This is a genomic window from Actinoplanes couchii, from assembly GCF_016862075.1.
GTDB lineage: Bacteria > Actinomycetota > Actinomycetes > Mycobacteriales > Micromonosporaceae > Actinoplanes > Actinoplanes couchii.
In genome coordinates this window covers 1-23105 of sequence record NZ_BOMG01000100.1, presented here as the reverse complement: position 1 = coordinate 23105, position 23105 = coordinate 1, and the positions used below count along the sequence as shown (strand labels likewise).

Genomic DNA, 23105 nt, shown 5'->3' with positions numbered 1-23105 from the left:
GGAACCCTAGGTGGCGGCCTCAGGCTCCGATATCGAGTTTCACCGCCGAGAGGGGACAGGTCACGCAGGCGAGCACGGTGCCGTCCGATTCGGTACGGGTGACCTCGCCCTCGACCAGCCGGACCGCACACTCGCCGCAGCCCCCGGCGGTGCACGAATACGGCATCGGCAGCCCGGCGGCGAGCCCCGCGTCGAGCAGGGTCTGACCGGGTTCGACCGTGGCGGAGCCCACCATCACACCGCTGTCCCGTACGGTCATCTCCTGCGGTTCGGTCGCCACCGTGACCGGGCCCGCGGCATACCGCTCGCTGTGCACTTTTTTGTCAGGCGCCAAGGACCGGACGATGTCCATCAGCGGTTCGGGACCACAGACGTAGTAGTGCGCGTCCTCGGCGGGTGCTACCTCGGCCAGCCAGCGCCGGACGCCGGGCGCGTCGAGCCGCCCGTCCCGGCGGGTCAGGACGTGGGTGACCGACAGCCGGTCCGGGTTCCCGGCGGCGAGGCGGGCCAGCTCGGCCGCGAAGATGATCTCCGTTTCGTCGCGGTTGCTGAGAAGGAGGGCGGTCCGGCCGAGCTCCGGACCGGCGAGCCGCGCCCGGATCATGCTCATCATCGGGGTGACCCCGCTGCCCGCCGCGACGAGCACGACGTCCACCGCGGATTCCGGGCGGAAGGACCCCGACGGCCCTGCCTGCGCTGAGGAGAAAGGTCCCGCCTGCGCTGTGGAGATCGGTCCCGCCGGCTCCGAGGGAAGCGGCCCGGACAGCGTCGGGGGACGCGGCCCCGACGGACTCGACGGGTGCAGGTGGAAGGTGCCGGACGGGCCCAGCAGCGCCAGCTTGCTCCCGGCGCGCAGCCGGTGGGCGTGGGTGGAGAACAGGCCGCCCTCGACCCGTTTCACCGTGACTTCGAGGTGCTTCGAGCCGGGTGCCGACGACGCCGAGTAGGCCCGCCGCACCGGTTTGCCGCCCACCTCGGTGACCAGTGTGAAGAACTGGCCGGGCCGGAAGTCGAAGGTCCCGCCCGCCGGATCCGCCAGCACCAGGGTGACCGCGCTCGGCGTCTCCCGCCGGACCGCCGCGACCCGCACCTCCCGCAGCGTCCCGTCGGCGTACCCCTCTTTGCGCAAGCTGGACCGGTACGCCCCGGCCATCAGCCGATTCAGCAGCCGGTCGATCCCGGGGATCGCCGCCACCGCCCGCAGCAGGCCACCGCCCCGCCTGGTCCCGGCCGCCAGATGACGGGACGCGAGCACCATCATGTCCGGCATCTCACCGGGGACGACGTGCCCACCGGGTGACCACAGCCGCGCCTCGGTCACCGCCCCGCCCTCGGACACCTCGGCGTGCTCGACATCGACGACCAGCGCGGCGTGCGGTGGCATCCCGCGCAGGGCGAGGGTCGCCAGCAACTCCGGATCGTCGGTGAGGGCGCCCCGTCCCCGGAGCCGCAGCACCGCGCCCCGGCCGGGCACCAGCGCCGCCATCGAGAGCCGGTCGTCGGACAGCAGGTTGTGCAGCGTATCGGCGCGTTTGTTGCCCTTGCGGTCGGCGATGACGAGCGTGCGCCCGTCCAGGATCCGGGCCACCGCGCCCTGGTCGCCGCGCGGGCTGGTGTCGCTGCCTCCCCGGCCGTCCCAGGTGGAGACGGCGAGGAACGGCGCGGCGGCCAGGAACCGGGCCACTCCCGGCCCGGCCAGCGGACCGTCGCCGGGCACCGCGGGCGCCGGCGCCGCCGGGGCGGGCGCCTGCCACAGCCGGGACCGGAGCACGGCCTGCGCACAGTGCACGAATGCCTCCGCGACGGTGACCTCGGCGCCGGTCGTGGTCCCGTTGACCCGCAGCACCTCGCCCACCCCGGGGAGCAGGAAGAACAGCGAGACCGGTCCGCGCGCGCCGGGTGGGAGGTCGAACACGATCCGGGTGGGTGACGCCATCCGGGCGAATCCGGGCCGGCCGCCGACGAAGGCCGTCGTGCTCACGCCCGCGCCGTCGCGGTAGCCGAGCGCCGCGACCGGGCTGCGCTCCAGGATCAGCCGGCAGCCGTCGTCGAGGGCGCTGATCTGTTTGCGCATGACCACCGCCGCGGGCCGGCCGACGACCGCCTCGACCTGCTGCACGGTTGTCAGGATGCTCTTGTTTTTGCTGCTCACTGCACTATTGTGAGTAATAGCTCAGCTATTTGGCTACTCGCTTTCACCCAGTCCCGGAGGTCCCTGGATGCCGTCGGCCGACCGTCGTCTTCAGCCACGTCGCGAGCCCCGCCAGGTCCGCGCCGAGCTCACCCGGGATCGGATCCTGACCGCCGCTGCTCACGTTTTCACCGAGCACGGTTACGCGGCCGGCACCACCAACCGGATCGCCGAGCGGGCCCGCATCTCGATCGGCTCGCTGTACCAGTATTTTCCGAACAAGGACGCCATCCTCGCCCAGCTGCTGATCCGGCACATCGACCGCGGCACCTGGACCTCGGCCACCGACCTGGACCTGGCGCCCGGCACCCTGAGGGCCACGGTCCGGGCGCTGGTCCGCGACGCGATCGACAACCACAGCGAGGACCCGCAGCTGCTGCGCATCATGATCGAGGAGGCGCCGCTCTCCCAGGAGCTCCTGGACACCATCGACCGGCACGGCCGGACCCGGACGGCTCAGATCCGGGACCTGCTGACCCGCCATCCCGACGTCCGGGTGGGGGACGTGGCCGTTGCCGCCGACCTGATCCTGTTCACCGTCGAGATCAACACGCACAAGCTGATGGCCGACCCGGGCCGGGTTCCGGTGCCCACTTTCGAGAGCGAACTGGTCGACATGGTCACCCGTTACCTGCTCGGCGACCGCTGACCAGTCCGTCCCCAGCGCCGCCGGCCGGGCCGTCCGAGGCGCTGCCGTCCGGGTCGTCCGAGGTGCGGATGTCCGGGGCGGCCGCCCGCACGTCCCGGAAGGCGGCCGACCGGGCCAGCATGACCTCCAGCTCGCCGGCGTCGAGCGGCCGGGCCAGCACCCCGTCCACCTTCGCCGTGACGAACTCCTCGTGTTCACCGGCGTCGGAGCAGACGGCGACGATCCGGGGCAGCCCGCGCGACGGCGGGTCGGCGTGGATCAGCCGAACGGCGGCGGGACCGTCCAGCACGAGCAGCCCCGACCCCATCAGCACCAGGTCGAACCGGTCCCGCAGCACGGCCTCGACCGCGGCCTCCCCGTCCCCGACGGTCACCACCTGGTGCCCGAGCCGTTCCAGCAGCCGCCGGTCCAGCCGCTGATCGACCGGATCGTCCTCGGCGACCAGCACCAGCAGCGACCGCGTGTGCGGCGCCGGAGACGAAGACGCGGCTGAAGGGGGAGACACACCTGAAGACGGGGACGGCGGCGGCGTTCCGGTGGCCGGGGTGAGCCGGCGCCGCAGCCGGAGCGCGCCGGTCAGGACGATCAGACCGACGGCGACAGTGGCCCAGCCGATGAGCCAGCGGGTCGTCCGGGCCTCGCCCCGCAGGTCGCCGAGCCGCCGGTCCAGCCGGACCTGTTCGCGCTCCCGGACCCTGGCGAGGGCCTTACGAAGCGTGGCGACGTCCCCGGCCGGGTTCAGTCGATACGCCGGATCCAGCCCGGCGGCGCCCGCCCGGAAGAGTGCGACGTCGGAGAGGGCCTGCACCGCACCGATCCGGTCCAGGGTCGCCACCGACTCCCGCACGGCGGCCTCCTGCCGCAGCGTCACGCCGTTGCGCAGCACCCCGAGGGAACCGACCGCGACGACGCCCAGCAGCGCGAGCGTCACACCCGTCCGGAGCAGGGCCTTCACGGACCACGGTCGGTAACCGGTCAGCGGCACGCCCTCACTCTACGAAGCGATTCCACCGCTGATCGCCCTTTAGAGATCAAACCCGCTTTTCGGTACGAATGACCCGCACCGCCCGTCACAATTCATCTACATGAGCGACGAATCGGACGATCGGCGGCGTGATCGGCGCGTGCGGTGGATCGGCGCGGGTTTCGTCGTACTGGCCGCGGTCTCCGGTGGGGTGATCCTCGCGCTCGGCCAGCAGCGACAGGTCCCGGTGTCCGCCGTGGTGGTCGCGGTCGCCGACCGGGGTGCGGTGACCCTGGACGTCGCCACCACCGGCACGGTCGAGCCCGCCACCACCCGCACCCTGGCGTTCGGGGTGAACGGCACCGTCGCCACCGTGCCGGTCCGCGCCGGGAACCGGGTGGTCAAAGGGCAGACCCTGGCCACCCTGGACGGCACCGACGTGACCGACGCCGTCAGCGACGCGAACGCCCAGCTCACCGAGGCCCGGGCCCGGCTCGGCACGGCGACCGCCGCCGACGTCCGCGCGACGGCCAGCGCCGCGACCTGCGCCCGCCCGGCCCGCACCGCCGCCACCCCGGCGGCCATTCCAGCGGCCACCCCCGCCGTTGCCGCCACCGACGCGGTGATCACGGACGACGTCATCATCCTGTCCACGCCCGCCCCGGAAAGCGCCGGCGCCACAGCCACCGAAAGCGCCAGCGCCACAGCCACCGAAAGCGCCGACGAGATCATGCCCCGCCCCGCCGGTCGCAGGGCGGCCGCCACTCCCTGCGCCACCCAGGGCTTCCCGGCCCGGGGGAACGACGGCATCCTCGCCGCCGAGCAGCAGATCAACCGGGCCGCCCGGGCCGTGGAGCAGGCCACCAAGGCGAAATCCGGCGCCACCATCACCGCGCCGATCGCCGGGACCGTGGTGGCGGTCTCCGGCAGTGTCGGCGATCAGGTGCGCGGGGGTTCCGGTTTCGTGAGCCTGGCCGACACGTACACCATGCAGGTCCGTGCCGAATTTCCGGAGGCGGACGCGGGCGCGCTGACACCGGGGCAGAGCGCCACGATCACCCTGGCCGACTCGGACGTGATCCGGTCCGGCCGGGTGGTGCAGGTCGACCCGGTCGGCACCTCGGACGGCACCCTGGTCCGCTACGGCGTGCTGGTCTCCTTCGCCGAGTCGCCCAGCGACCTGCTGCTCGGCCAGAGTGCCCAGGTCAAGGTACGGACCGGTGAGGTGGCGGCGGCGCTGCGGGTGCCGTCGACGGCGGTGCACGACGTGTCCAGCGGCGCCGGCACGGTTCTGCTGCGCAGCGGCAGCCGCTCGTCGGAGCGGCTGGTGACCGTCGGCCTGCGCGGCGACCAGTACACCGAGATCCTGGACGGCCTGGCCGAGGGCGACCGGGTGGTCCGGTCCTGGTGACGGGTGAACCCTTTCCGATTGTGAGCGACACGAACCGCCCGGAAGGCATGATGTCGGTGTGAAAGCGCTTCGACGCCCCAGTACGGCGGTGAACGCCCTGCTGGCCCTGCTGATCGTCGGTGCCGGGGTCTGGGGCTGGACCCTGCTGCGGGACACCTCCGAGACGACCGGGGCGAGTGCGTCCGGCATCCGCACGGTGACCGTCTCGCAGGGCACGGTGACCCGCACGGTGACCGCGGACGGGGCGGTGGCCAGTGCCGCCACCGCGACCGCGACGTTCACCACGGCGGGCACGGTCACCCAGATCAGCGCGAAGGTGGGCCGGGCGGTGGCGGCCGGCGCGCTGCTGGCCCGGGTCGACCCCACCGACGCGCAGCGCGACCTGGCCCTGGCGAGGGCGAACCGGGACGCCGCGAAGGCCTCCCTGGACCGGGCGGAGATCGCGGCCACCGACACCGGCACCGCCACGAACGCGGTGGCCGAGGCCGAGATCGCCGTGGACGAGGCGGAGGCCGCGGTGGCCGGCACCCGGTTGCTGGCCCCGATGGCCGGCACCGTGGTCGCGATCAACGGCAGTCTCGGCGGGTCGTCGACGGTCTCCGGGCAGGGCACCACCGGCGGGTTCGTGGACCTGGTGGATCTGACGAAACTGCAGATCACGGCGGCGTTCCCGGAGTCCGCCGCGACCGAGCTGAAGGCCGGGCAGACCGCCACCGTGGTGTGGAACGCGCTGAGCGGCGCCACCACGACCGGCAAGGTGGTCGCCGTCGACCCGACCGCGACCACCACGAACAACGTCGTCACCTACGGCGTCACGATCAGCCTGCCGACCCCGCCGGCCGGGACCAAGCCGGGTCAGACGGTGAGCGTGTCGGTGGTGACGGGCACCGTCGCGGACGCCGTCATGGTCAACCCGGCGGCGATCACCAGCACCGGCAACCGCCGGTCGGTCACCACGCTCACCGCGGCCGGCACCCGGGAGGTCCGCCCGGTGACGGTGGGGCTGGCCGGGGACGACGCGTCGCAGATCACCGAAGGGCTGACCGCCGGTGAACGGGTGGTGATCCCGGAGACCACCGTGGCCACGACCGGGAACACCGGCCGCGGCACCGGCGGATTCCCCGGTGGCGGCGGCCAGGGCGGGCCACCCGGCGGCGGCACGGGCGGGCGCTGATCATGCGGCCGGTGCTGGACGTCCGGGAACTGACCAAGGTGTACGGGCGCGGCGACACCGAGGTCCGCGCCCTCGACGGCGTGACCCTGTCGGTGGACGCGGGCGAGTACGTCGCGGTGATGGGCTCGTCCGGCTCCGGCAAGTCGACGCTGATGAACATCCTGGGCTGCCTGGACGTGCCGACCACCGGCCGCTACCTGCTGAACGGGGTGGACGTCCGGGAACTCAGCGACGAGCAGCTGGCCCTGGCCCGGAACCGGCTGATCGGTTTCGTCTTCCAGTCGTTCAACCTGATCCCCCGGACCAGCGCGGTCGCGAACGTCGAGCTGCCTCTGGCGTACTCCGGCATGAAGGCCGCCGAACGGCACCGCCGGGCGATGTCCGCCCTGGATCTGGTGGGTCTGGCCGACCGGGCCGAGCACGAGCCGAATCAGCTCTCCGGCGGCCAGCAGCAGCGGGTGGCGGTGGCCCGCGCGCTGGTCACCGAGCCGGCGCTGCTGCTCGCCGACGAACCGACCGGAAACCTGGACAGCCACGCCACCGAGGAGGTGCTGGCGGTGCTCGACGACCTGAACGCGACCGGCCGGACCATCGTGCTCATCACGCACGAGGAGGAGGTGGGCGCCCGCGCCGACCGGCTGGTCAAGCTCTTCGACGGCCGGATCTCCTCGGACGCGCCGCAGCGGCCGACCGGGCGGCACGCGGCGGTGGTGGCGCGATGAACTTCGCGGAGATCGTCCGGTTCGCGCTGCGCGGGATCGGGACCAACAAACTGCGGTCCGCGCTGACCATGCTGGGCATCCTGATCGGTGTCGCCGCGGTGATCCTGCTGGTGGCGGTCGGCAACGGGTCGGCGCAGGCGGTCGCGAGCCGGATCGAGGCGCTCGGCACCAACACGCTGACCGTGATGAGCACCAGCCGGGGCGACGGCGGCCTGACCGTGCGGGTCGCCGACGCCCTCGACGATCCGATGCTCGCCCCGGACGTCAAGTCGGTGTCGCCGGTGGTCAGCACCTCGGCCACGCTCACCTACGAGGGCGCCGAGCACGAGGTCGCCTCGTTCGTCGGTACCACCGCGACCTGGTTCGCCGCCGCCAACTTCCCGGTCGCGTCCGGCGCCGCGTTCACCGCCGACGACGAGGCGCAGGCCCGCCGGGTGCTGGTGATCGGGCAGACGGTGGCCGAGGAGATGTTCTCCGGTGTGGACCCGGTCGGCCGGCAGGTCACCGTCGGCGGGGCGCTGTTCACCATCGCCGGGGTGCTGGGGGAGAAGAGCGCGACCGGGTTCGGCGACGCGAACGACACCGTGGTCGCCCCGATCAGCGCGGTCCGGCAGGTGCTCGCCGGGTACGGGCCGCTCAGCTCGATCCTGGTCGAGGCGGACGACGCGGCGAAGGTCGACACCGTCCAGTCGCAGATCGCCACGGTCCTGAACCAGCGGGTTCCGGCGGGCAGCGACGGCTCGGCGACCTACCGCATCCAGAACGCCTCCCAGCTGCTGGAGACGCAGACCGAGACCGCCGACACGTTCACCACCCTGCTCGGGGCGGTGGCCGCGATCAGTCTGCTGGTCGGTGGCATCGGCATCACCAACATCATGCTGGTCACGGTCACCGAACGGACCCGGGAGATCGGCATCCGCAAAGCGCTCGGTGCGCCCCGCCGGGTGATCCTGACCCAGTTCCTGATCGAGGCCACCCTGCTCAGCGTCATCGGCGGTGGGCTGGGGGTGGCCGCCGCGATGATCGGCAGCCGGTTCTCGATCGTCGGCGTGCAGCCGGTGATCGTACCCAGTTCGGTGGTGCTCGCCCTGGGGGTGTCCGTGGTGATCGGCCTGTTCTTCGGTGGCCTGCCCGCCGCCCGGGCCGCCCGCCTCCGCCCGATCGACGCATTCCGCTACGAATAGGGGCCCGAGCCGTGACTTCCACCGACCACGAGACCGAGGTCCTGCCGCGTTCCGGGACCCCGCCCGAGCTGACCGAGGAGCTGGCCGCCGTGGCGCCGCGCCGCTGGTGGAACCGGACCACGATCGGCCTGCTCGGGGTGGCTCTGCTGATCGGTGGTTTCCTGGGCGGGATAGCAGCCAACCGCCATTGGGGTACGCCCACCGAAGCGCCCGTGGCCGCCGAGCGGATGCCCGGTCCCGCCCCGGGCCGGGGCACCACCGGCACCGTCAAGCTGGTCGACGGCACCACCCTCTACGTGCAGACCGAGGCGGGGGAGACGGTCACCGTGCGCACCGGCGACTCCACCACGGTCAAGCTGAGTCAGGTGGTCACCCTGGACAAGCTGCTGGCCGGGATCACGGTGACCGTGCAGGGTGTCGCCGACTCGGAGGGGATCGTCACGGCGACCGCGGTGACCGCCGGTTGAGGACGACCGCCACCAGCGCGGCGATGAACAGGTCCACCACGATGATCAGACCGGGCCAGCCGAACAGCAGCATCACCGGGGGGACCAGGATGAACAGGCCGGCGCAGAGCACCGACACGGCCGGGAACCGCACCTCGCGCGGGCCGGTGGCCATCCGCTGGGCGAAGTCCGGGTCACTGAGCAGGATGCGTTGTTCCAGTTCGGCTATCACACGGCGATCTTCATCACTCATCATGAATGCCCCCTAGGCCGCCCGGGGGATACCCAGGGTCTGCCCAGTTAAACGAGCGATGTCAATATCGACGTCAGTAGTTCTTTTCGGGTGGACATGCCGGTCGACGACACCCATTCGGTACGGGCGTGCGCGCCCCCGCCCCATGGCGCCAGCCCGTCGGCGGTCGGGCGGCCCAGCGCCCCGGTGGTGTTCGTGTCGGCGGCGCCGTCGGCCGGCCGGCCCTCCAGGGTCTGCCCGATCCCGGCGGCGATCACCCGCAGCCGCTCCAGCAGGGCGTCCCCGGCCGGACCGGGCCGCCAGGTGGGCCGGTGCGACAGCAGCTCGGTGCTGATCCGGGCCCGCGGGCGCACCGGTTCCAGGGCCCGCAGCGCGCCGAGCACCGCCTCCTCGTCGGCCGGATCGGTGAACCGTAGCCCCAGGTCGGCGTGCGCCCGGCCGGCGACCACATTGGTCCGGCCGCCCCCGGCGATGGTTCCGGTGTTCAGCAGCACCGGGCGGTCCGACACCAGCGACCGCACCCGCACCAGCTGATCCACCAGCTCGTCGATGGCGCTGACACCGGCGTCCGGGTCGAGGGCGGCGTGCGCCTCCACCCCGGTCACCGTGATCCGGGCCCGGGTGCTGCCCCGGCGGCCGGTCTTCAGCGCCCCGCCGGGGTGCGGCGGCTCCAGGCCGAGCACCGCCGACGCCTGTGCCGCCTCGGCGCGCACCAGGTCACCCGCGGTCGGCGAGCCGATCTCCTCGTCGGCGACCACGATCACCCGTACCGGCGGATGGGGAACTTGATCTTCGGAAAGCGCGGCGACCGCCGCGAGAAGGACGGCGATCCCGGCCTTGGTGTCGTAGACCCCCGGCCCGCGCACCACGTCACCCCGCACCGACCACGGCATCTCCGTCAGGGTGCCGGTCGCCCACACGGTGTCGTAGTGGCTGAGCAGCAGCAGCGGCGGGCCGGTGACGCCCCGGCCGGGCAGCGACCAGATCAGGTGGTCACCGGTCGGATGCGGCTCGCGGGCGGTGTGCAGACCGGCCCGCGCGGCGTCCGCCTCCAGCACCGCGGCGAGCGCGGCCAGCGCCCGGGCGTCTCCGGTGGGCGATTCCAGCAGCGTGTAACGATGCAACGCCTCCAACATATGCGAACGCTAAGTCTCGGTGAATGCGTTGTCAACGAGCGCTGATGTTGACACGATGGCGGTCATACGATTCGTATCTCTGCCCAGGGGGCGCTCATGGAAGTCGTCGTCCGCGAGCTGTCCGGGCTGGCCGAATGGACTGCCGGGTCGGCGCTCTACCGCTCGGTCTTCGGCTACACCCAACCCGAGTTCGGGGTCAGCCCCCGGCTGCTCGCCGCCCTGCGGGAGAACTCCGGCTCGGTCATCGGGGCGCTCGCCGGCGACACCGTGGTCGGGTTCTGCTACGGGTTCTCCGCCGTCGACAACGGCGAGGTCTACCACTACTCGCAGGCCGCCGTGGTCGCCCCGGAAGCGCAGGGCCGTGGGGTGGGCCGGCTGCTGAAACAGGCTCAGGCGACGGTGGCCCGGGCGACCGGCGCGCGGACCATGCGCTGGACCTTCGATCCGTATGCGATCCGCAACGCCCACTTCAACCTGGGCGTCCTCGGCGCCGCCGGGATCCGGTTCCTGCCCGACTACTACGGCGACGACACCGACCGGGTGCTGGTCAGCTGGGACCTGTGGCACGCCCGCAAACCCGGCGCCCCGCTCCCGCCGGTGGAGGCGCCGGCCGGCTCCCGCTCCCGGCTGCGCACCGGGCTGCGCGAGCGGTTCGCCGCCGGCGGCCGTCTGACCGGGGTCGATCAGCGCGACGGCCGGGTGGTCTACACGTTCGAGGCCGGGTCGTGACCAGCCCGTCGGAACGGTTCGACAGGCACGTGCAGCGGCGCTCGGCCCGGGTCCTCAAACAGCGGGTCCTGGACCAGCAGCGCACCGAGTTCGACAAGGCGCTGGCCCGGGCCGCCGACCACGACGAGATCGAGCGGGCGGCCGCCCTGATCGTGTCGGCCCGGCGGCGGTTCCTGCTCGGGTACGGCAAGTCCCTCGCCTACGCGTCGATGCTCGCCACCGACCTCAGCGCCGGGCTCTCCGGTGTGCACCTGATCGGCGACGGCTCGTTGCGCGCCCTGGACGTGCTCAGCGACGTCCGCCAGGGTGACCTGCTGATCGCCGTGTCGATGGCGCGGTACCGCCGGGAGACCGTGGAGATCGCCGAGACCTGGGCCCGCAACGACGGGCAGCTCGTTCTGATCACCGACGCCGACGGCGCTCCGCTGACCGGGGTGGCCGCGGCCGGCATCGTGATCGGCGCCGACAGCGCCTCCTACGCCACCTCGCCCACCTCGGTCGTGCTCGCCCTGCACCTGCTCGCCACGCTGACCATCGCCAGTTCCAAGGGCGCCGGCCGCCGGTTGCGCGAACGGGACGCGCTGGCGGCCGGTCTCGGACTGTACGTGGAGCACGATGTTCAGGATTGACCGTGTCGAACTGCGCCGGGTCCGGCTGCCGCTGGTGCACCGGTTCCGGACCAGCTCGCACGCCAAACGGGAACTCGAACACATCCTGGTGACCCTGATCGACAGCGACGGGGCGGCCGGCTGGGGCGAGATCGCGTCGCCGAGCGGCCCGTTCTACTGCGCCGAGACGGTGGAGAGCTGCTGGGCGGTGGCCCGGGACCATCTCGCGCCGATGCTGCTGCGCACGCCGTGGGAGCATCCGTCCGAGCTGCCCGTGGTGCGCGGGAACTGGTTCGCCCGGGCCGGGTTCGACATGGCCGCGTGGGATCTGTGGTCGCGGTCGAGGGGTGTGCCGCTGGCGACGGCTCTCGGGGGCGAGCGGGCGAAGGTCGAGGCGGGGGTGTCGCTGGGTATCGAGCCGACGATCGACGACCTGGTCGAGCAGGTGGGGCTGCGGGTGGCCGAGGGGTATCGCCGGGTCAAGCTCAAGATCGCGCCCGGGTGGGATGTCGAACCGGTTGAGGCGGTAAAGGCGAGATATCCGGAGTTGGGACTTCAGGTCGACGCCAACGGTGCCTACCCGTCGGAGGAGATGTCCATTTTTGAACAGCTCGACGAACGGCGGCTGTTGATGATCGAGCAGCCGTACACACCCCGGGATCTGCTCGCCCACGCCGCACTGCAGAAACGGATCACCACCCCGATCTGCCTGGACGAGTCGATCGAGGAGATCGGCGACCTGGCCACCGCACTGCACCTGGAAGCGGCCCGGATCGTCAACATCAAGGTCTCCCGGATGGGTGGCCTGACCCGGGCGGTACGGGCCCACGACCTGGCGGTCCGGCACGGAATCCCGGTCTGGTGCGGTGGCATGCACGAGTTCGGCGTCGGCCGGGCCGCCAACGTGGCCCTCAGCGCCCTGCCCGGTTTCACGCTCCCGTCCGACGTCTCCGGTTCGGACAAGTACTGGGCCCGCGACGTCACCACCGAGCCGGTCGTCTGCCGGGACGGCTGGGTGGGCGTACCGCAGCGGCCCGGTCTGGGTTTTGACATCGATCCGGATTTTGTGGCCGCGCACACGACTCGCGCCGAGAACTTCTCATGACGGGCCCCGGGCCACCGATCAGGCGGCCCGGGAAAACCTGCATGGGAGGTGCGATGTCCCGACCCGGACCTATCACGTTGCTACTGGCCATCGGCCTGTCCGCGGCTCTGATCACGGTGCACGCCGACGCCGAGGTGATCGGCATGCCGGAGCAGTCCGAGCTGATCCTGCTGATCCTGGACCTGACCGTGCTCGCGGCGATCGCGGCGGTGGTCACCTGGCGGCTCCGTAAGCCGAAGGTGGCCCTGCCGGAACCGGCCAGCGACCCGCTGACCGGGCTCTTCGACCGGCGCGGCCTGCACACCGGGCTGTCCGTGGCGCTGGCCCGCAACGCGCGCGGGCCGAAAACGGTCGCCGTGGTGCTGACCGAACTGGACGGCTCCGACTACGGCGACGAACTGCGCCGGGCGTACGGCCGGATGTTGCGGTCCAACGTCCTCGGCACCGACCTGGTCGCCCGGCTCGGCGGCGACCTGTTCGCGATCGTCCTGCAGGACATCGGCGACCCGGCCCAGCCGGACGCGGTGGTCGCCCGGATCCGCGCCGCCATGCGCGAACCGGTCCCGATCGGTGACCTGATGGTGCAGCCCCGCGCCGGTTTCGGCATCGCGGTCGCCGAACCGGGCGAGACCGACGCCGTCGCGCTGCTGCACCGTGCCGGTCTCGCGCTGGCCGACAACGATCAGCGCTGGAACGCGGCCTCCACCTCGCTGGAGGAGAGCCCCCGGGACCGGTAGGTCGTCGTCCCCGACTCCAGCAGCTCGATGGCGGCGTCCCGCAGCGCGCCGTACGCCGCCCACGCCAGCGACCCACCGACCGACACCCGGCGCACCCCGAGTTTCGCCAGCTCCGGCACGCTCGGGGTGCCCGGGAACGCGAGCACGTTCACCGGCGCCTCGACCGCGGTCACCACCCGCTCGATGTCCTCGGCGGCCACCAGACCCGGCGCGAACAGCACGTCCGCGCCGGCGTCCCGGTACGCGATCAGCCGCGCGATGGTGTCGTCCAGATCGGTCTGCCCGTACAGCAGGTTCTCGGCCCGCGCGGTCAGCACCAGCCCGTGCCGCTTCGCCGCCTCGGCGGCCTGCCCGACCCGCTCGACACCGACCTCGATCGGATCCACCTGATCGAGAACCGGGTCGTAGTCCTCGATGGAGACCCCGGCCGCGCCCGCCCCGGCCAGCAGATCGACGGTCCCGGCGACGTCGTCGAACAGCCGCTCCCCGTCGACGCTCAACGGCACGGTCAGCGCCGACGCCACCGCCGCCACGTGGGTGACCAGCTCGTCCCTGGTCACCTGCTGGTCCAGCTTGCCGAGGCTGGCGGCCAGCCCCGACGAGGTGGTGGCCACCGCGGGGAAACCGGCCGCCTCCAGCATCCGCGCCGAACCGACGTCCCAGGCGTTGGGCATGAGGAAGATCCCGGCCGAGTGCAAGTCACGAAAGCCCATGACCCCACCCTCCCACACCCGCCGCCGCCGGGGCCTCGGACACAATGAGCGGATGGACGAGCGCAAGATCACCCGCCGGCGGGGCGGCACCGACGGGATCCCGGGCGGTCGCGGTGAGTGACATCGACGTCGAGGTGGCGGTCGTCGGCGCGGGCCTGACCGGTGCCGCCACCGCCTGGGCCCTGGCCCGCCGCGGAGTCCCGGTGGCGCTGATCGAGGCCTACCCGATCGGCCATTCCCACGGCAGCTCACACGGCACGTCCCGGATCGTCCGCCGCGTCTACGACGACCCCTTCTACCTGCGGCTCACCGGCCGGGCGTTCGACTCCTGGTCGCGGGCCGAGGACGACACCTCCACCGCGCTGGTACGCCTGACCGGAGCCGTCGACCACGGAGCCGGCCGAAACGTGGCCGCCCTGCCCCCGAAGCTGGCCGCCGAGGGCATCGTGTCGACCTTGATGTCCGCCGGGGAGGCCGCCGAACGCTGGCCCGGCATGCGTTTCGAGGGCCAGGTGCTGCACCATCCGCAGGCCGGTCACGTGAACGCTGACGTGGCGGTGGCCGCTTTCGCCCGCCGGGCCGGGGAGTTGGGCGCCACGATTCTCGACAACACCCGGGTTACGAGCATCGTCCCGTCCGGCGCGGGAACGCGTCTGCACACCGTCTTCGACGCCGGAACGCGGCTGCACGCCGCCTCCGACGCGGGAACGCGGCTGAACACCACCTCCGACGCGGGAACGCGGCTGAACACCACCTTCGATGCGGGAACGCGCCTGCACACCACCTCCGATGCCGGAACGCGTCGGCACACCTCCTCCGCCGGCCCGGTGATCACGGCCGGAACCGTGGTGATCGCGGCCGGCCCGTGGCTGCCGGACCTGGCACCCGGCCTGCCGCTGACCCTGCCCGCGCTGACCGTCACCCAGCAGCAGGTCTTCCACTTCACCCGAATCGACCCGTCGCCGGACTGGCCGGTCTTCGTCTACAAGAACGCCGATACCCAGATCTACGGCCTGCCGTCCGGCGCCGACGGCGGCCCGGAGCCCGCGTTCAAGGTCGCCCAGCACAACGGCGGCCGCCCGACCACCGCCACCAGCCGGGACCGTGTCATCGACCCGGCGTCCCGGGACATCGTGACCCGGTTCGTGCGGGAGTTCCTGCCCGGCCTGGACCCGGCCCCGGTGGCCGAGGCGAGCTGCCTCTACACCAACACCCCCGACGAGGACTTCATCCTGGACCGGGTGGGCCCGCTGGTCATCGCCTCCCCGTGCTCGGGCCACGGCGCCAAGTTCGCGGCCCTGACCGGCGAGACGGCCGCGGCCCTGGCCATCGGCGACGCCGCCCCCGACCCGCGTTTCGCCCTGTCCCGCTTCCGCTGACTCCGTCCCGTCCCGTCCCGCTGACTCCCGCCCGTCCCGCCTCGCCTCGCCCCGCTTCCGCTGACTCCCGCCCGTCCCGTTTCCGCAGACCGTCTCACGTTCAGTCAACGACCGGCTCACGTTCAGTCGAAGACGGCGATCCGGGTCCGATGGTGGACGGGGCTGACGATCTCGTCGACAGCCGCCACCGCCAGGTCCGCATAGGAGAGTGTCACCCCGTCGGCCCGGTCCCCACCCGTGCGATACCCGCCGGTCCGAGGCGCGTCCGGGCTCAACCGGCCCGGCGGGGTGAGCATCAGCCAGTCGACGGGAGAACCGGCGCCCCGGAGATGATCCAGCCCAGCGGTGTGGGCCACCGCGAACCGCCGCAACTCCGGAGGAAACACCGCGGGATCCTCGAACAACGGCCGGCCCCCGGCATCGACGAGATTGGCAAAAAGACCGATCACGATCAGCCGTGGTACGCCGGACGACTCCAACCCCGCCAGCAGCGCCCCCGCAGCCGTGACGAAGAACCGGTCGTCCAGCACCCCGAGTCGTTGCAATGCTTCCGGCCCGGAGGCGGGCGACACCGCGTGAACCGCCGCCCCATGCCCCCGGACCAGGGCGGCCACCGAGGCGCTGTCGAGAACGTCACCGGCGACGACCCGGTCGGCGGTGAGCCCCGGATGCCCGCCCGGATCCCGGACCACCCCGGTCACCCGGATCCCACGGCGCTGCGCCTCGGCGGTGATCGCCCGCCCGGCCCGCCCGCCGGCGCCGAAGACGACGATCGCTGAACTGTCGGAGCTGCTCATGGCCCGGACGCTAACCGCGTGCCCCCTGGTTACCGCAACGGTACCGGCGTTACGGTGGGCATCGTGACGGCGACCGAGAGCGGCCCGGTGTTCGATCCCGTCTGCCCGACGACGATGCTGCCGTTCCGGATCGGCGACAAGTGGACCGCGATGATCGTGATCTGCCTGGAGCCTGGCCCGCGCCGTTTCGGTGAGCTGCTGGTCCCGTTACGGACGATCACCAGAAAGGTGCTGTCCGAGACGCTACGGGCGATGGAACGCGACGGCATGGTCGTCCGGCGCGAGTTCCCGGCCAATCCACCACACGTCGAGTACGAGCTGACCCCGCTCGGCCGCAGCCTGCTGACCCTGATCGACGCCGCCCGCGACTGGTGCCGCACCCACCTGCCGGAACTGATCGAGGCCCGCGAGTCCTACCGCCCCCGCTGACCAGCCGATTCTCCCGCTGACCAGCCGGTTCTCCCGCTGACCAGCCGGTTCTCTCGCTGACCAGCCGGTTCCCCCGCCACCCCGCGCCCAGCAACCCGCGCGGCCCCCACCCTTCCAGTGGCCGGTATTCACGCGCCAGCCTGACCCTTCCAGCGGCCGGTATTCACGCGCCAGCCTGACCCTTCCGCCGGCTGGCTTTCACACGCCGGCCCCACCCCTCCGACGGCCGGCTTTCACGCGCGGGTCAGCTCGCCGAGCGCCGCGTCGAAGATCTCGTGGTGGCGCGCCACGTCGGCCATCGAGGTCTGCGGGCACATCAGCGCCATGTTGTGGAACGGCGTCAGCAGCACACCCCGGTTCGCCAGATAGAGGTGCAGGAAGTCCTCCAGCTCACCGTCCGCACTCGCCGCCGCCTCGGTTCCGGTGCGCGGTGCCGGATCGGCGAACCGGTACTCGACCCGGGCCTCGAGCCTGCTGACCGACCAGGGTAGATCGTACGAGCGGATGATTTTGATCAGTCCGTCGGCGAACGCCGATGCCGTGACGATCATCGTGTCGAAAGCCTCGGCGGTCAGCACCCCGGTCAGTGTGGCCCGGGTCGCGGCCATCGACACCGGATTGCCGGCCAGTGTGCCACCGACCCCGCCCATGTCGACGAGGTCCAGGTCAGGACGCCCGAGAAGAACCTCCGAAAGATCATCACTGAGGCCGTACGCCCCGACCGGCACCCCGCCCCCGATCGCCTTGCCGATCGTGACGACGTCCGGTTCCAGCCCCCAGAACGCGGTCGCCCCACCCGGCCCGGCCGAGAACGTGTGCGTCTCATCATTGATCAGATAGGTGCCGTATTTCCTGGTCAGAGCCCTGACCCCGGCAAGGTACCCGTCCTCGGGGAGCACGATGCCGATGTTGGTGAGCGCCGGTTCCATCAGCACCGCGGCCACGTCGCCGTGCGCCAGCTCCCGTTCCAGCCCGGCGAGATCGTTGAACTCGGCGACCCGGCTCGTCATAGTCACGTCGACAGGCGCGCCGACGTTGCCCTCCCGGCTCACGCCGCGCCCGTCCTGACCGACAACGATCAGCGATTCGTCGACCGAACCGTGATAGCAGAAACTGTTCACCAGGATCTTCGGACGCGCGGTGACGGCCCGGAGCAGGCGGATCGCCCACCGGTTGGCGTCGGTCGCGGTCAGGGCGAAACTCCACTGTGGTACGCCGAACCGGCGCGCCAGCTCCCCGGCGGCGACCGCGGCGTCCTCGGTCGGAAGCATGGTGCTGAGCCCACCGAGATCACTCATCCGCCGGGTGACGGCCTCGACCACCAGGGCGGGGGAGTGCCCGGCCATCGCCCCGGTGTCACCGAGAGCGAAGTCGATGAACTCGTTGCCGTCGACGTCGGTGATCCGATTCCCGCGAGCCGTCGCCAGATGGATCGGGAACCGCCCGGCGGCCTTGTTCATCCACGTCATCGGAACCCGCCCGAACAGGTGGTCCGCCCGGTCGTAGGCGGCCCGCGACCGCTGATGCCGGTCGGCGAAGGTGGCCAGCTCGCGCCCCGACAACGTGTGGAGAAGACCGCGAGAAATCCCGGAATCCGTCGACATGACGCGACGCTACCAGGGATTCGTCACTCCTCAGTGGTTCGCAGAACGGTAACCGTTTTCCCCCGCCCGTCCGTCACGTAGAGTCGCAGCCCGTCCGGTGACAGCGCGTTGACCCGGGGGCTGTCACCGACGTTCACCACCGACACCACCTTGCCGGTCTTCAGATCGATGACCGACATGTTGTCCGACCCTTCGTTGACGATGTAGGCGTGTTTCCCGTCCGAGGAGATCATCACCGCTTGCGGTTCCTTGCCCACGTTCACCTTGTGGACCAGCCGCTGATTCCCGGTGTCGTAGACCTCCACCGTGTCGAGGTCGTAGTTGGTGACCACCAGATTGGCCCCGTCCGGCGTGACGGCCAGCGCGTGCGGTGATTTCCCGACCTTGAAATTCTTGAGTACGAGCCGATCCGCCACGTTGACCACCGAGATCTGATTCGACTCATGATTGGCGGTGAAGGCGGTCTTCCCGTCCGGCGTGAAAACGATCCAGTGCGGATTCGGCGGAACCGAGATCCGGGCGGCCTCGGTGAGTGTCTTGTCGTCGTAGATCTCCACCCGGGCCCCGTTGTGAATGGGCAGCCACACGCGCCCGTCCGGCGCGACAGCCGGTTCGAACGGCCGGGGCCCGGTCCGAATGGTTTTGACAAGACTCTTGCCGGCGGTATCGATGACCGCCATCCCGTTCCCGGTGAAGTCATCCTCGAAGAGCGAGACGTAGAGCCGGGATCCATCCGCCGAGAGCGCAAGGAACCGCGGAGTGTTCGGCACCTTGACCGCACTGACCTGCTTGGACCGAACATCGACGAAGTGCACGTCCTTGGAATCCTGATCAGCGACGTAGAGCGTCCGATTGTCCGGCGATACGGCGATCCCCTCAGGCTCACGCCCAAGCTTGATCTGCTCGAGAACCACAGGCTTCGCCAGACTGACAACCGGAGCCTGAGTCCCCGCCGGTTCCGTGGCCGGCGCAGTGGGTTGCCCACCAGCAGGCGGCTCGTTCTCGGTAGCGGTAGGAGCAGGCCGCCCAGCCGTATCGCCCCCCGCCCCCCGATCCGCCGCGAACCGAATCCCCACATAGGCCCCACCAGCAAGCAGCAGAAGCAGAACAACCCCACCCGCAACCAGAGCAACCCGCCGCTTCCGCCCGCCGCGCGCCCTCTCCACCTCACCCGGGGCCGGCCCCTCACCCCAGCCGTTCCCCCCACCCCCACCGGAATATCCCGACCCGCCGGGGTGCCCCGGCCCACCGGGATATCCAGGCCCACCAGAGTGCCCCGGCCCACCAGAGTGTCCCGGCCCGCCCGGGTGTCCAGGCCCGCCGGGATGTCCCGGCCCACTGGGATACCCGGACCCGCTCGGATCCCCGGTTCCACCAGGCGCGCCGGGATACCCGGACTCGCTCGAATAGCTCGATCCAGTGGGATATCCAGCAGCCCCATGAGCCCAGCCGAATTCCTCAGCGGCGTCATCACGCTCAATCGCACTACCTTGCCCGGAAGCGCGATAGCCTCCAGCCGTGCCATCCGGTTCCGTGCCACCGTCCCCTTGCGGCCCCCGGGGGTAGGCGGAACCACCCGTCCCATGAGCCCACGGATCCGTCGTAGGCCAGGCCCCAGCCGGAGAACTAGGCCAAGCCCCAGCCGGAGAACCGGGCCAGGCCGCAGCCGAAGAACCCGGCCAGGCATCAGCCGGCGAGGTAGGCCACTCACCGGCAGCCGGCGAGGCAGGCCACTCACCCCCCGAAGACCCGGACCAGTTCCCAGAAGCTCCGGCACCTCCAGCAGCTTCCTGCTCACCCCACCCGTCAGCCTCGTCGCGCCGCCCGGCCCAGGGCCCACTCCCACCCCGTTCCGCAGCCCACTGCCGCCCCGCACCAAGCCCGTCCGCCGCCGGCCACCCATCACCATGCCCACCCGACGTTTGCTGCCGATCGTCGTGCCCATCCGGCGTTGGCTGTCCATCGCCATGCCCGCTCGGCGTTGGCTGTCCATCGCTGTGCTCATCCGGGGTTTGCTGTCGATCGCCGTAGCTGGCCTGCATTCGCCAGCCATCGCCGTGCTCGTCAGGCGTTTGCGGACTGCCTCCGATTCCGCCCGGCGTTTGCTGGTCGCCTCTACCCGGGCCCGGAGTTTGCCCTCCATCTCCGGGATCGACCGGAGAACGCCAACCTTGCCCATGATCGTCAGGCCGTTGGCCGGAAGACCTCACGGCCCACTGCGATCCGTGGCTGTCGGCTGCTGTTTCTGCCCGCGGAGGCAAAGATCCCCACGGACCACTCACCCCACCGACCGGTACCTCAGCCCCAGCAGCCGTTCCTACCCCACCCCACCCCGAAGCCCCACTCCCGACCCCGGTCCCAGCCTCGGTCCTACCTTCGGCCCCGGATCCGTTCCTAGTCTCAGTCCTACCTTCAGTCCCGGCTTCAATCCCAGTCCCAGTCCCAGTGCCGGTCTTAGGTTTGGAGTCTGAACCCGCCGCGGATCCATGCACCGGCGAAGGAGCGTCCGTCCGTTCGATGTTGCCGGTGGTCACGGTTTCGGTGGTGTTGACCGCATTGACTGTGTGGGCCGCATCGTCTGTGCGGGCAACGCTGGCTGTGTGGGCCGTGTTGGCTGGGCTGGCGCCTCCTGAGGCGGTTCCCACGTCCGCGAACCATCCTTGAACCGCTCCGACCTGCTCCGGTGACGCATTGCCGCTGGGAGGCTCCTGGTCCTCCGCGGGGCGCCGTTGGGCCGGAATGGACAGACTGCGCCCGCCGGTACTAGGACCGTCTGAGTCAGGTCCGTCTGATCCAAGTCCGGTTGATCCAGGTCCGTCAGAACTAGGTCCGTCAGAACTAGGTCTGTCAGAACCAGGTCCATTAGAACCAGGTCCGTCGGATCGGGGTCCTTCGAATCCAGGACCCTCCGGGCGAGGCGCATCGAGCTTAGGTTCACCGATGCCAGGACCGCCGGTACCAGCTTTGCTGGTACCAGGACTGTCAATGGCGGGTCTGTTGGGGTCTGGGCTATTGAGGTCGGATCCTTCGGTACTAGGACTTTCGGTGCCAGGCTGGCTGGTACCAGGCTTTTTGCTCTCAGGTTTGCCGGTACCAGGCTTGTTGGCATCAGGTTTGCCAGAACCAGGCTGGTCGGTACCAGGCTGGTTGGTACCAGGCTGGTCGGTACCGGGCTTGTTGCTCTCGGGCCTGTCGGTACCAGGATCGGTGATGTTGGGATGGGTGGTGCTGGGCTCGGCTGGGCTGGGGGCGGAAGTTGGCGTGGGATCCGTTGTGGCCGACGGGGGCGGGGACTTTTCCGGTGCGGTGGCTGCTGTTGGCCACAGGGTGGCGGGATCGGTTCGTCCCCAGCCTCCGGGCCAGGAGCCTACGAAACCTCCGGCCGCTGACCCTTCGGGTTGTCCGGGGGTGTTCTCGTTCGATGCCGGGTCTGGTGACGGCTCGGATCGGCTGGTTTTCTCGACCGGGTCGCTTTCGGGGCTGTTCTTCAGGACGGAATCTGCCTGGATCGGGTCGGCCGGTTCGGGATCGGTGTCCGCGCTGGTGCTGTTCGTTGGTGGCTCGGTGCTACTCGAGAGTGGCTCGGGCCTGGCGGCCGGTCCTCGAACAGGGTCGTCCGCATCATCGTGCGAAGTCACGGGCCGGGTGAGTGCCGCAGACACCGTTGGGGTGGGTGCATCCGTGGCGGGCCCTGAGGTGGGTGCGTCGCTGGGTTGCTTTACCGCGGGGTCGGGCCGGGGCGGGTTCTCCTCGTTCGGCACTGTGGGGAGATCTGCTGTTCCGGCTAGGGGATACCTTCCTCGGACCGTCGCCTTCGGGGCAGTGAGCAGGGCATCCTCGGTGGACTCGGGTGCCTCTGCGGTGCCGCCTGCGGTGGGGTGCGGCTGGTCTGCCGCCGGATCACCGGCTCCGGGTCGTCGGGCAGCGCTGTCGGGCTGGTCTGCGTGGTTGCCGGCTCCGGCCTGATGGGTGGTGAGGTGGTCGGGGTGCGGCAACCCGGGGTGTTCGGCGGATGAGTGCTGGGGTCGCTCGTCCGGCGAGGCCGGAGGCATGTCCGCCGGATCGCTGACCGGGGATGCGCCCGTGGTCTCGGTGGGCTGCGGTCGGGGCGTTGCCGTGGCGGCGGTGTCCCGGCTGGTCAGGTTGTTGCGTGGTCGGCTCGCACTCGGATCCTGGCTGCTTGCGGGACGGTGGAAGGGCGTTGCCGGTGGGCCGCTGATGGGGGCCCACGGAGACGTGCTCGCCGACGGGGCCTCGGATGACAGGCCTGGGAGATTAGGGTCGGCGCCGGAGTCCCTCGACGGGGCACCGTTCTGGTGCGGTCGGTTCGGGAAAGCGGAGCCGCCGGTCGGGGGATGGGGGTCGAAGCGGGAGGCTCCCGACGTACCGGAAATGTCGGAATGAAGTAGTGAGTGGGCGCCATCCGCGGCCGAGGGTGAACCTGGGCCACCGGGGACCTGGGATGAGCCGGGGCCGCCGGAAGTCGGCGTTGAACCCGGAACACCGGAGACCGGGGGCGGGGCCTGGCGGGCCGCGTCCTGCCAACCAGGGGCGTCGACGGCCTCGGCGGACCATCCGCCGGTCTCACCGGGCCAGGCTTCGGCCGGTCCGGGCATCTCGCCGGGCCATGCCGGGACGGATTCGCCCGGCCACGCCTGCCCGCCGCCGGACCAGGATGTCCCGGCGCCCGGCGATGCGGGGTTACCAGGCCATGCCTGCGCTCCGGCAGCCGGCTCCGTATCCGGCCGAGCAGACGACGCCAGCGGAGTTCCGGGAGCAGGTGAGGTGGGCCTGGGCTGTGCTTGGGGGCCGGAAGGGGCGGACGGGCCGGAAGCACCAGGACGGCCGGGAGAGGCGGAAAGGCCGGAAGCGCC

Annotated in this window: 21 protein-coding genes; 13 read left to right on the top strand and 8 right to left on the bottom strand. The window is 71.2% G+C overall.

Annotated features, from left to right (window positions below; all coding sequences use genetic code 11):
• Positions 1–19 precede the first annotated feature (19 nt).
• Positions 20–2152, bottom strand: coding sequence for a 2Fe-2S iron-sulfur cluster-binding protein (locus Aco03nite_RS40225; protein ID WP_203806047.1), 2133 nt, complete (start codon positions 2150–2152; stop codon positions 20–22).
• Positions 2153–2219: 67 nt separating this feature from the next.
• On the opposite strand from Aco03nite_RS40225, the gene Aco03nite_RS40220 reads away from it, so the two are divergent.
• Positions 2220–2840, top strand: coding sequence for a TetR/AcrR family transcriptional regulator (locus Aco03nite_RS40220; protein WP_203806045.1), 621 nt, complete (start codon positions 2220–2222; stop codon positions 2838–2840).
• Here Aco03nite_RS40220 and Aco03nite_RS40215 read toward each other — a convergent pair.
• A complete protein-coding gene (locus Aco03nite_RS40215) occupies positions 2812–3825 on the bottom strand; it encodes a response regulator (protein WP_203806043.1) in 1014 nt (337 codons plus the stop codon). The genes Aco03nite_RS40220 and Aco03nite_RS40215 overlap by 29 nt on opposite strands.
• Before the next feature lie 100 nt (positions 3826–3925).
• Here Aco03nite_RS40215 and Aco03nite_RS40210 point away from each other — a divergent pair, with 100 nt between their 5' ends.
• The 5 genes from Aco03nite_RS40210 to Aco03nite_RS40190 are packed head-to-tail and all read left to right on the top strand — an operon-like array spanning position 3926 to position 8762.
• A complete protein-coding gene (locus tag Aco03nite_RS40210) occupies positions 3926–5215 on the top strand; it encodes an efflux RND transporter periplasmic adaptor subunit (protein ID WP_203806041.1) in 1290 nt (429 codons plus the stop codon).
• A gap of 58 nt (positions 5216–5273) precedes the next feature.
• A complete protein-coding gene (locus tag Aco03nite_RS40205) occupies positions 5274–6389 on the top strand; it encodes an efflux RND transporter periplasmic adaptor subunit (RefSeq protein ID WP_239145839.1) in 1116 nt (371 codons plus the stop codon).
• Positions 6390–6391: 2 nt separating this feature from the next.
• Positions 6392–7111 (top strand): ABC transporter ATP-binding protein, encoded by a 720-nt coding sequence (locus Aco03nite_RS40200; protein WP_203806039.1) that lies wholly within the window; start codon positions 6392–6394, stop codon positions 7109–7111.
• Positions 7108–8295 carry an ABC transporter permease gene (locus tag Aco03nite_RS40195; RefSeq protein ID WP_203806037.1) on the top strand — a complete coding sequence of 396 codons (1188 nt, stop codon included), beginning with the start codon at positions 7108–7110 and terminating at the stop codon, positions 8293–8295. The genes Aco03nite_RS40200 and Aco03nite_RS40195 overlap by 4 nt, the downstream gene beginning before the upstream one ends.
• A gap of 11 nt (positions 8296–8306) precedes the next feature.
• On the top strand, positions 8307–8762 hold the full coding sequence (locus Aco03nite_RS40190) for a hypothetical protein (RefSeq protein ID WP_203806035.1): 456 nt from the start codon (positions 8307–8309) through the stop codon (positions 8760–8762).
• On the opposite strand, the gene Aco03nite_RS40185 is transcribed toward Aco03nite_RS40190, so the two are convergent.
• Entirely contained in the window at positions 8734–8994 is a 261-nt protein-coding gene (locus tag Aco03nite_RS40185; RefSeq protein ID WP_275415953.1) for a DUF3040 domain-containing protein, read from the bottom strand. The two genes, Aco03nite_RS40190 and Aco03nite_RS40185, sit on opposite strands and share 29 nt — an antisense overlap.
• A 47-nt stretch (positions 8995–9041) precedes the next feature.
• Positions 9042–10130, bottom strand: coding sequence for a M20/M25/M40 family metallo-hydrolase (locus Aco03nite_RS40180; RefSeq protein ID WP_203806031.1), 1089 nt, complete (start codon positions 10128–10130; stop codon positions 9042–9044).
• Positions 10131–10226: 96 nt separating this feature from the next.
• Between Aco03nite_RS40180 and Aco03nite_RS40175 the strand changes: the two genes are divergently transcribed.
• From Aco03nite_RS40175 to Aco03nite_RS40160, 4 genes are read left to right on the top strand one after another with little or no spacing between them, the layout of a single operon-like run.
• Entirely contained in the window at positions 10227–10859 is a 633-nt protein-coding gene (locus Aco03nite_RS40175) for a GNAT family N-acetyltransferase (RefSeq protein WP_203806029.1), read from the top strand.
• A complete protein-coding gene (locus Aco03nite_RS40170) occupies positions 10856–11488 on the top strand; it encodes a MurR/RpiR family transcriptional regulator (RefSeq protein WP_203806027.1) in 633 nt (210 codons plus the stop codon). The genes Aco03nite_RS40175 and Aco03nite_RS40170 overlap by 4 nt, the downstream gene beginning before the upstream one ends.
• Entirely contained in the window at positions 11475–12572 is a 1098-nt protein-coding gene (gene menC, locus Aco03nite_RS40165; RefSeq protein ID WP_203806025.1) for an o-succinylbenzoate synthase, read from the top strand. Before Aco03nite_RS40170 ends, menC begins: the two co-directional genes overlap by 14 nt.
• A gap of 53 nt (positions 12573–12625) precedes the next feature.
• Complete coding sequence (locus tag Aco03nite_RS40160; RefSeq protein WP_203806023.1) at positions 12626–13309, top strand: GGDEF domain-containing protein; 684 nt, start codon at positions 12626–12628, stop codon at positions 13307–13309.
• On the opposite strand, the gene Aco03nite_RS40155 is transcribed toward Aco03nite_RS40160, so the two are convergent.
• Positions 13255–14022 (bottom strand): isocitrate lyase/PEP mutase family protein, encoded by a 768-nt coding sequence (locus Aco03nite_RS40155; RefSeq protein WP_203806021.1) that lies wholly within the window; start codon positions 14020–14022, stop codon positions 13255–13257. The genes Aco03nite_RS40160 and Aco03nite_RS40155 overlap by 55 nt on opposite strands.
• 113 nt (positions 14023–14135) lie before the next feature.
• On the opposite strand from Aco03nite_RS40155, the gene Aco03nite_RS40150 reads away from it, so the two are divergent.
• Positions 14136–15401: an FAD-dependent oxidoreductase gene (locus Aco03nite_RS40150; protein WP_203806019.1), complete on the top strand. Its 1266-nt coding sequence runs from the start codon at positions 14136–14138 to the stop codon at positions 15399–15401.
• 122 nt (positions 15402–15523) lie between these two features.
• Here the strand turns inward: Aco03nite_RS40150 and Aco03nite_RS40145 are convergent, their stop codons facing one another.
• On the bottom strand, positions 15524–16198 hold the full coding sequence (locus Aco03nite_RS40145) for an NAD(P)-dependent oxidoreductase (RefSeq protein WP_203806017.1): 675 nt from the start codon (positions 16196–16198) through the stop codon (positions 15524–15526).
• A gap of 63 nt (positions 16199–16261) precedes the next feature.
• Here Aco03nite_RS40145 and Aco03nite_RS40140 point away from each other — a divergent pair, with 63 nt between their 5' ends.
• Positions 16262–16627, top strand: a complete 366-nt coding sequence (locus tag Aco03nite_RS40140) for a winged helix-turn-helix transcriptional regulator (RefSeq protein ID WP_239145837.1) — start codon at positions 16262–16264, stop codon at positions 16625–16627.
• 233 nt (positions 16628–16860) lie between these two features.
• On the opposite strand, the gene Aco03nite_RS40135 is transcribed toward Aco03nite_RS40140, so the two are convergent.
• On the bottom strand, positions 16861–18231 hold the full coding sequence (locus Aco03nite_RS40135; RefSeq protein WP_203806015.1) for a transaminase: 1371 nt from the start codon (positions 18229–18231) through the stop codon (positions 16861–16863).
• A gap of 23 nt (positions 18232–18254) precedes the next feature.
• The gene (locus Aco03nite_RS40130; RefSeq protein ID WP_203806013.1) at positions 18255–19307 is read right to left on the bottom strand and encodes a YncE family protein; all 1053 of its coding nucleotides are present in this window, start codon (positions 19305–19307) and stop codon (positions 18255–18257) included.
• Positions 19308–22109: 2802 nt separating this feature from the next.
• On the opposite strand from Aco03nite_RS40130, the gene Aco03nite_RS40125 reads away from it, so the two are divergent.
• Positions 22110–22247 (top strand): hypothetical protein, encoded by a 138-nt coding sequence (locus Aco03nite_RS40125; RefSeq protein WP_203806011.1) that lies wholly within the window; start codon positions 22110–22112, stop codon positions 22245–22247.
• Positions 22248–23105: the final 858 nt, after the last annotated feature.

What these genes read in the sequence shown, in the direction of transcription:
- Aco03nite_RS40220 (WP_203806045.1), top strand. Translation starts at nt 2,220, where the DNA reads ATGCCGTCGGCCGACCGTCGTCTTCAGCCACGTCGCGAGCCCCGCCAG.
- Aco03nite_RS40210 (WP_203806041.1), top strand. Translation starts at nt 3,926, where the DNA reads ATGAGCGACGAATCGGACGATCGGCGGCGTGATCGGCGCGTGCGGTGG.
- Aco03nite_RS40200 (WP_203806039.1), top strand. Translation starts at nt 6,392, where the DNA reads ATGCGGCCGGTGCTGGACGTCCGGGAACTGACCAAGGTGTACGGGCGC.
- Aco03nite_RS40195 (WP_203806037.1), top strand. Translation starts at nt 7,108, where the DNA reads ATGAACTTCGCGGAGATCGTCCGGTTCGCGCTGCGCGGGATCGGGACC.
- Aco03nite_RS40185 (WP_275415953.1), bottom strand. Translation starts at nt 8,994, where the DNA reads ATGAGTGATGAAGATCGCCGTGTGATAGCCGAACTGGAACAACGCATC.
- Aco03nite_RS40180 (WP_203806031.1), bottom strand. Translation starts at nt 10,130, where the DNA reads ATGTTGGAGGCGTTGCATCGTTACACGCTGCTGGAATCGCCCACCGGA.
- Aco03nite_RS40175 (WP_203806029.1), top strand. Translation starts at nt 10,227, where the DNA reads ATGGAAGTCGTCGTCCGCGAGCTGTCCGGGCTGGCCGAATGGACTGCC.
- menC (WP_203806025.1), top strand. Translation starts at nt 11,475, where the DNA reads ATGTTCAGGATTGACCGTGTCGAACTGCGCCGGGTCCGGCTGCCGCTG.
- Aco03nite_RS40160 (WP_203806023.1), top strand. Translation starts at nt 12,626, where the DNA reads ATGTCCCGACCCGGACCTATCACGTTGCTACTGGCCATCGGCCTGTCC.
- Aco03nite_RS40155 (WP_203806021.1), bottom strand. Translation starts at nt 14,022, where the DNA reads ATGGGCTTTCGTGACTTGCACTCGGCCGGGATCTTCCTCATGCCCAAC.
- Aco03nite_RS40145 (WP_203806017.1), bottom strand. Translation starts at nt 16,198, where the DNA reads ATGAGCAGCTCCGACAGTTCAGCGATCGTCGTCTTCGGCGCCGGCGGG.
- Aco03nite_RS40135 (WP_203806015.1), bottom strand. Translation starts at nt 18,231, where the DNA reads ATGTCGACGGATTCCGGGATTTCTCGCGGTCTTCTCCACACGTTGTCG.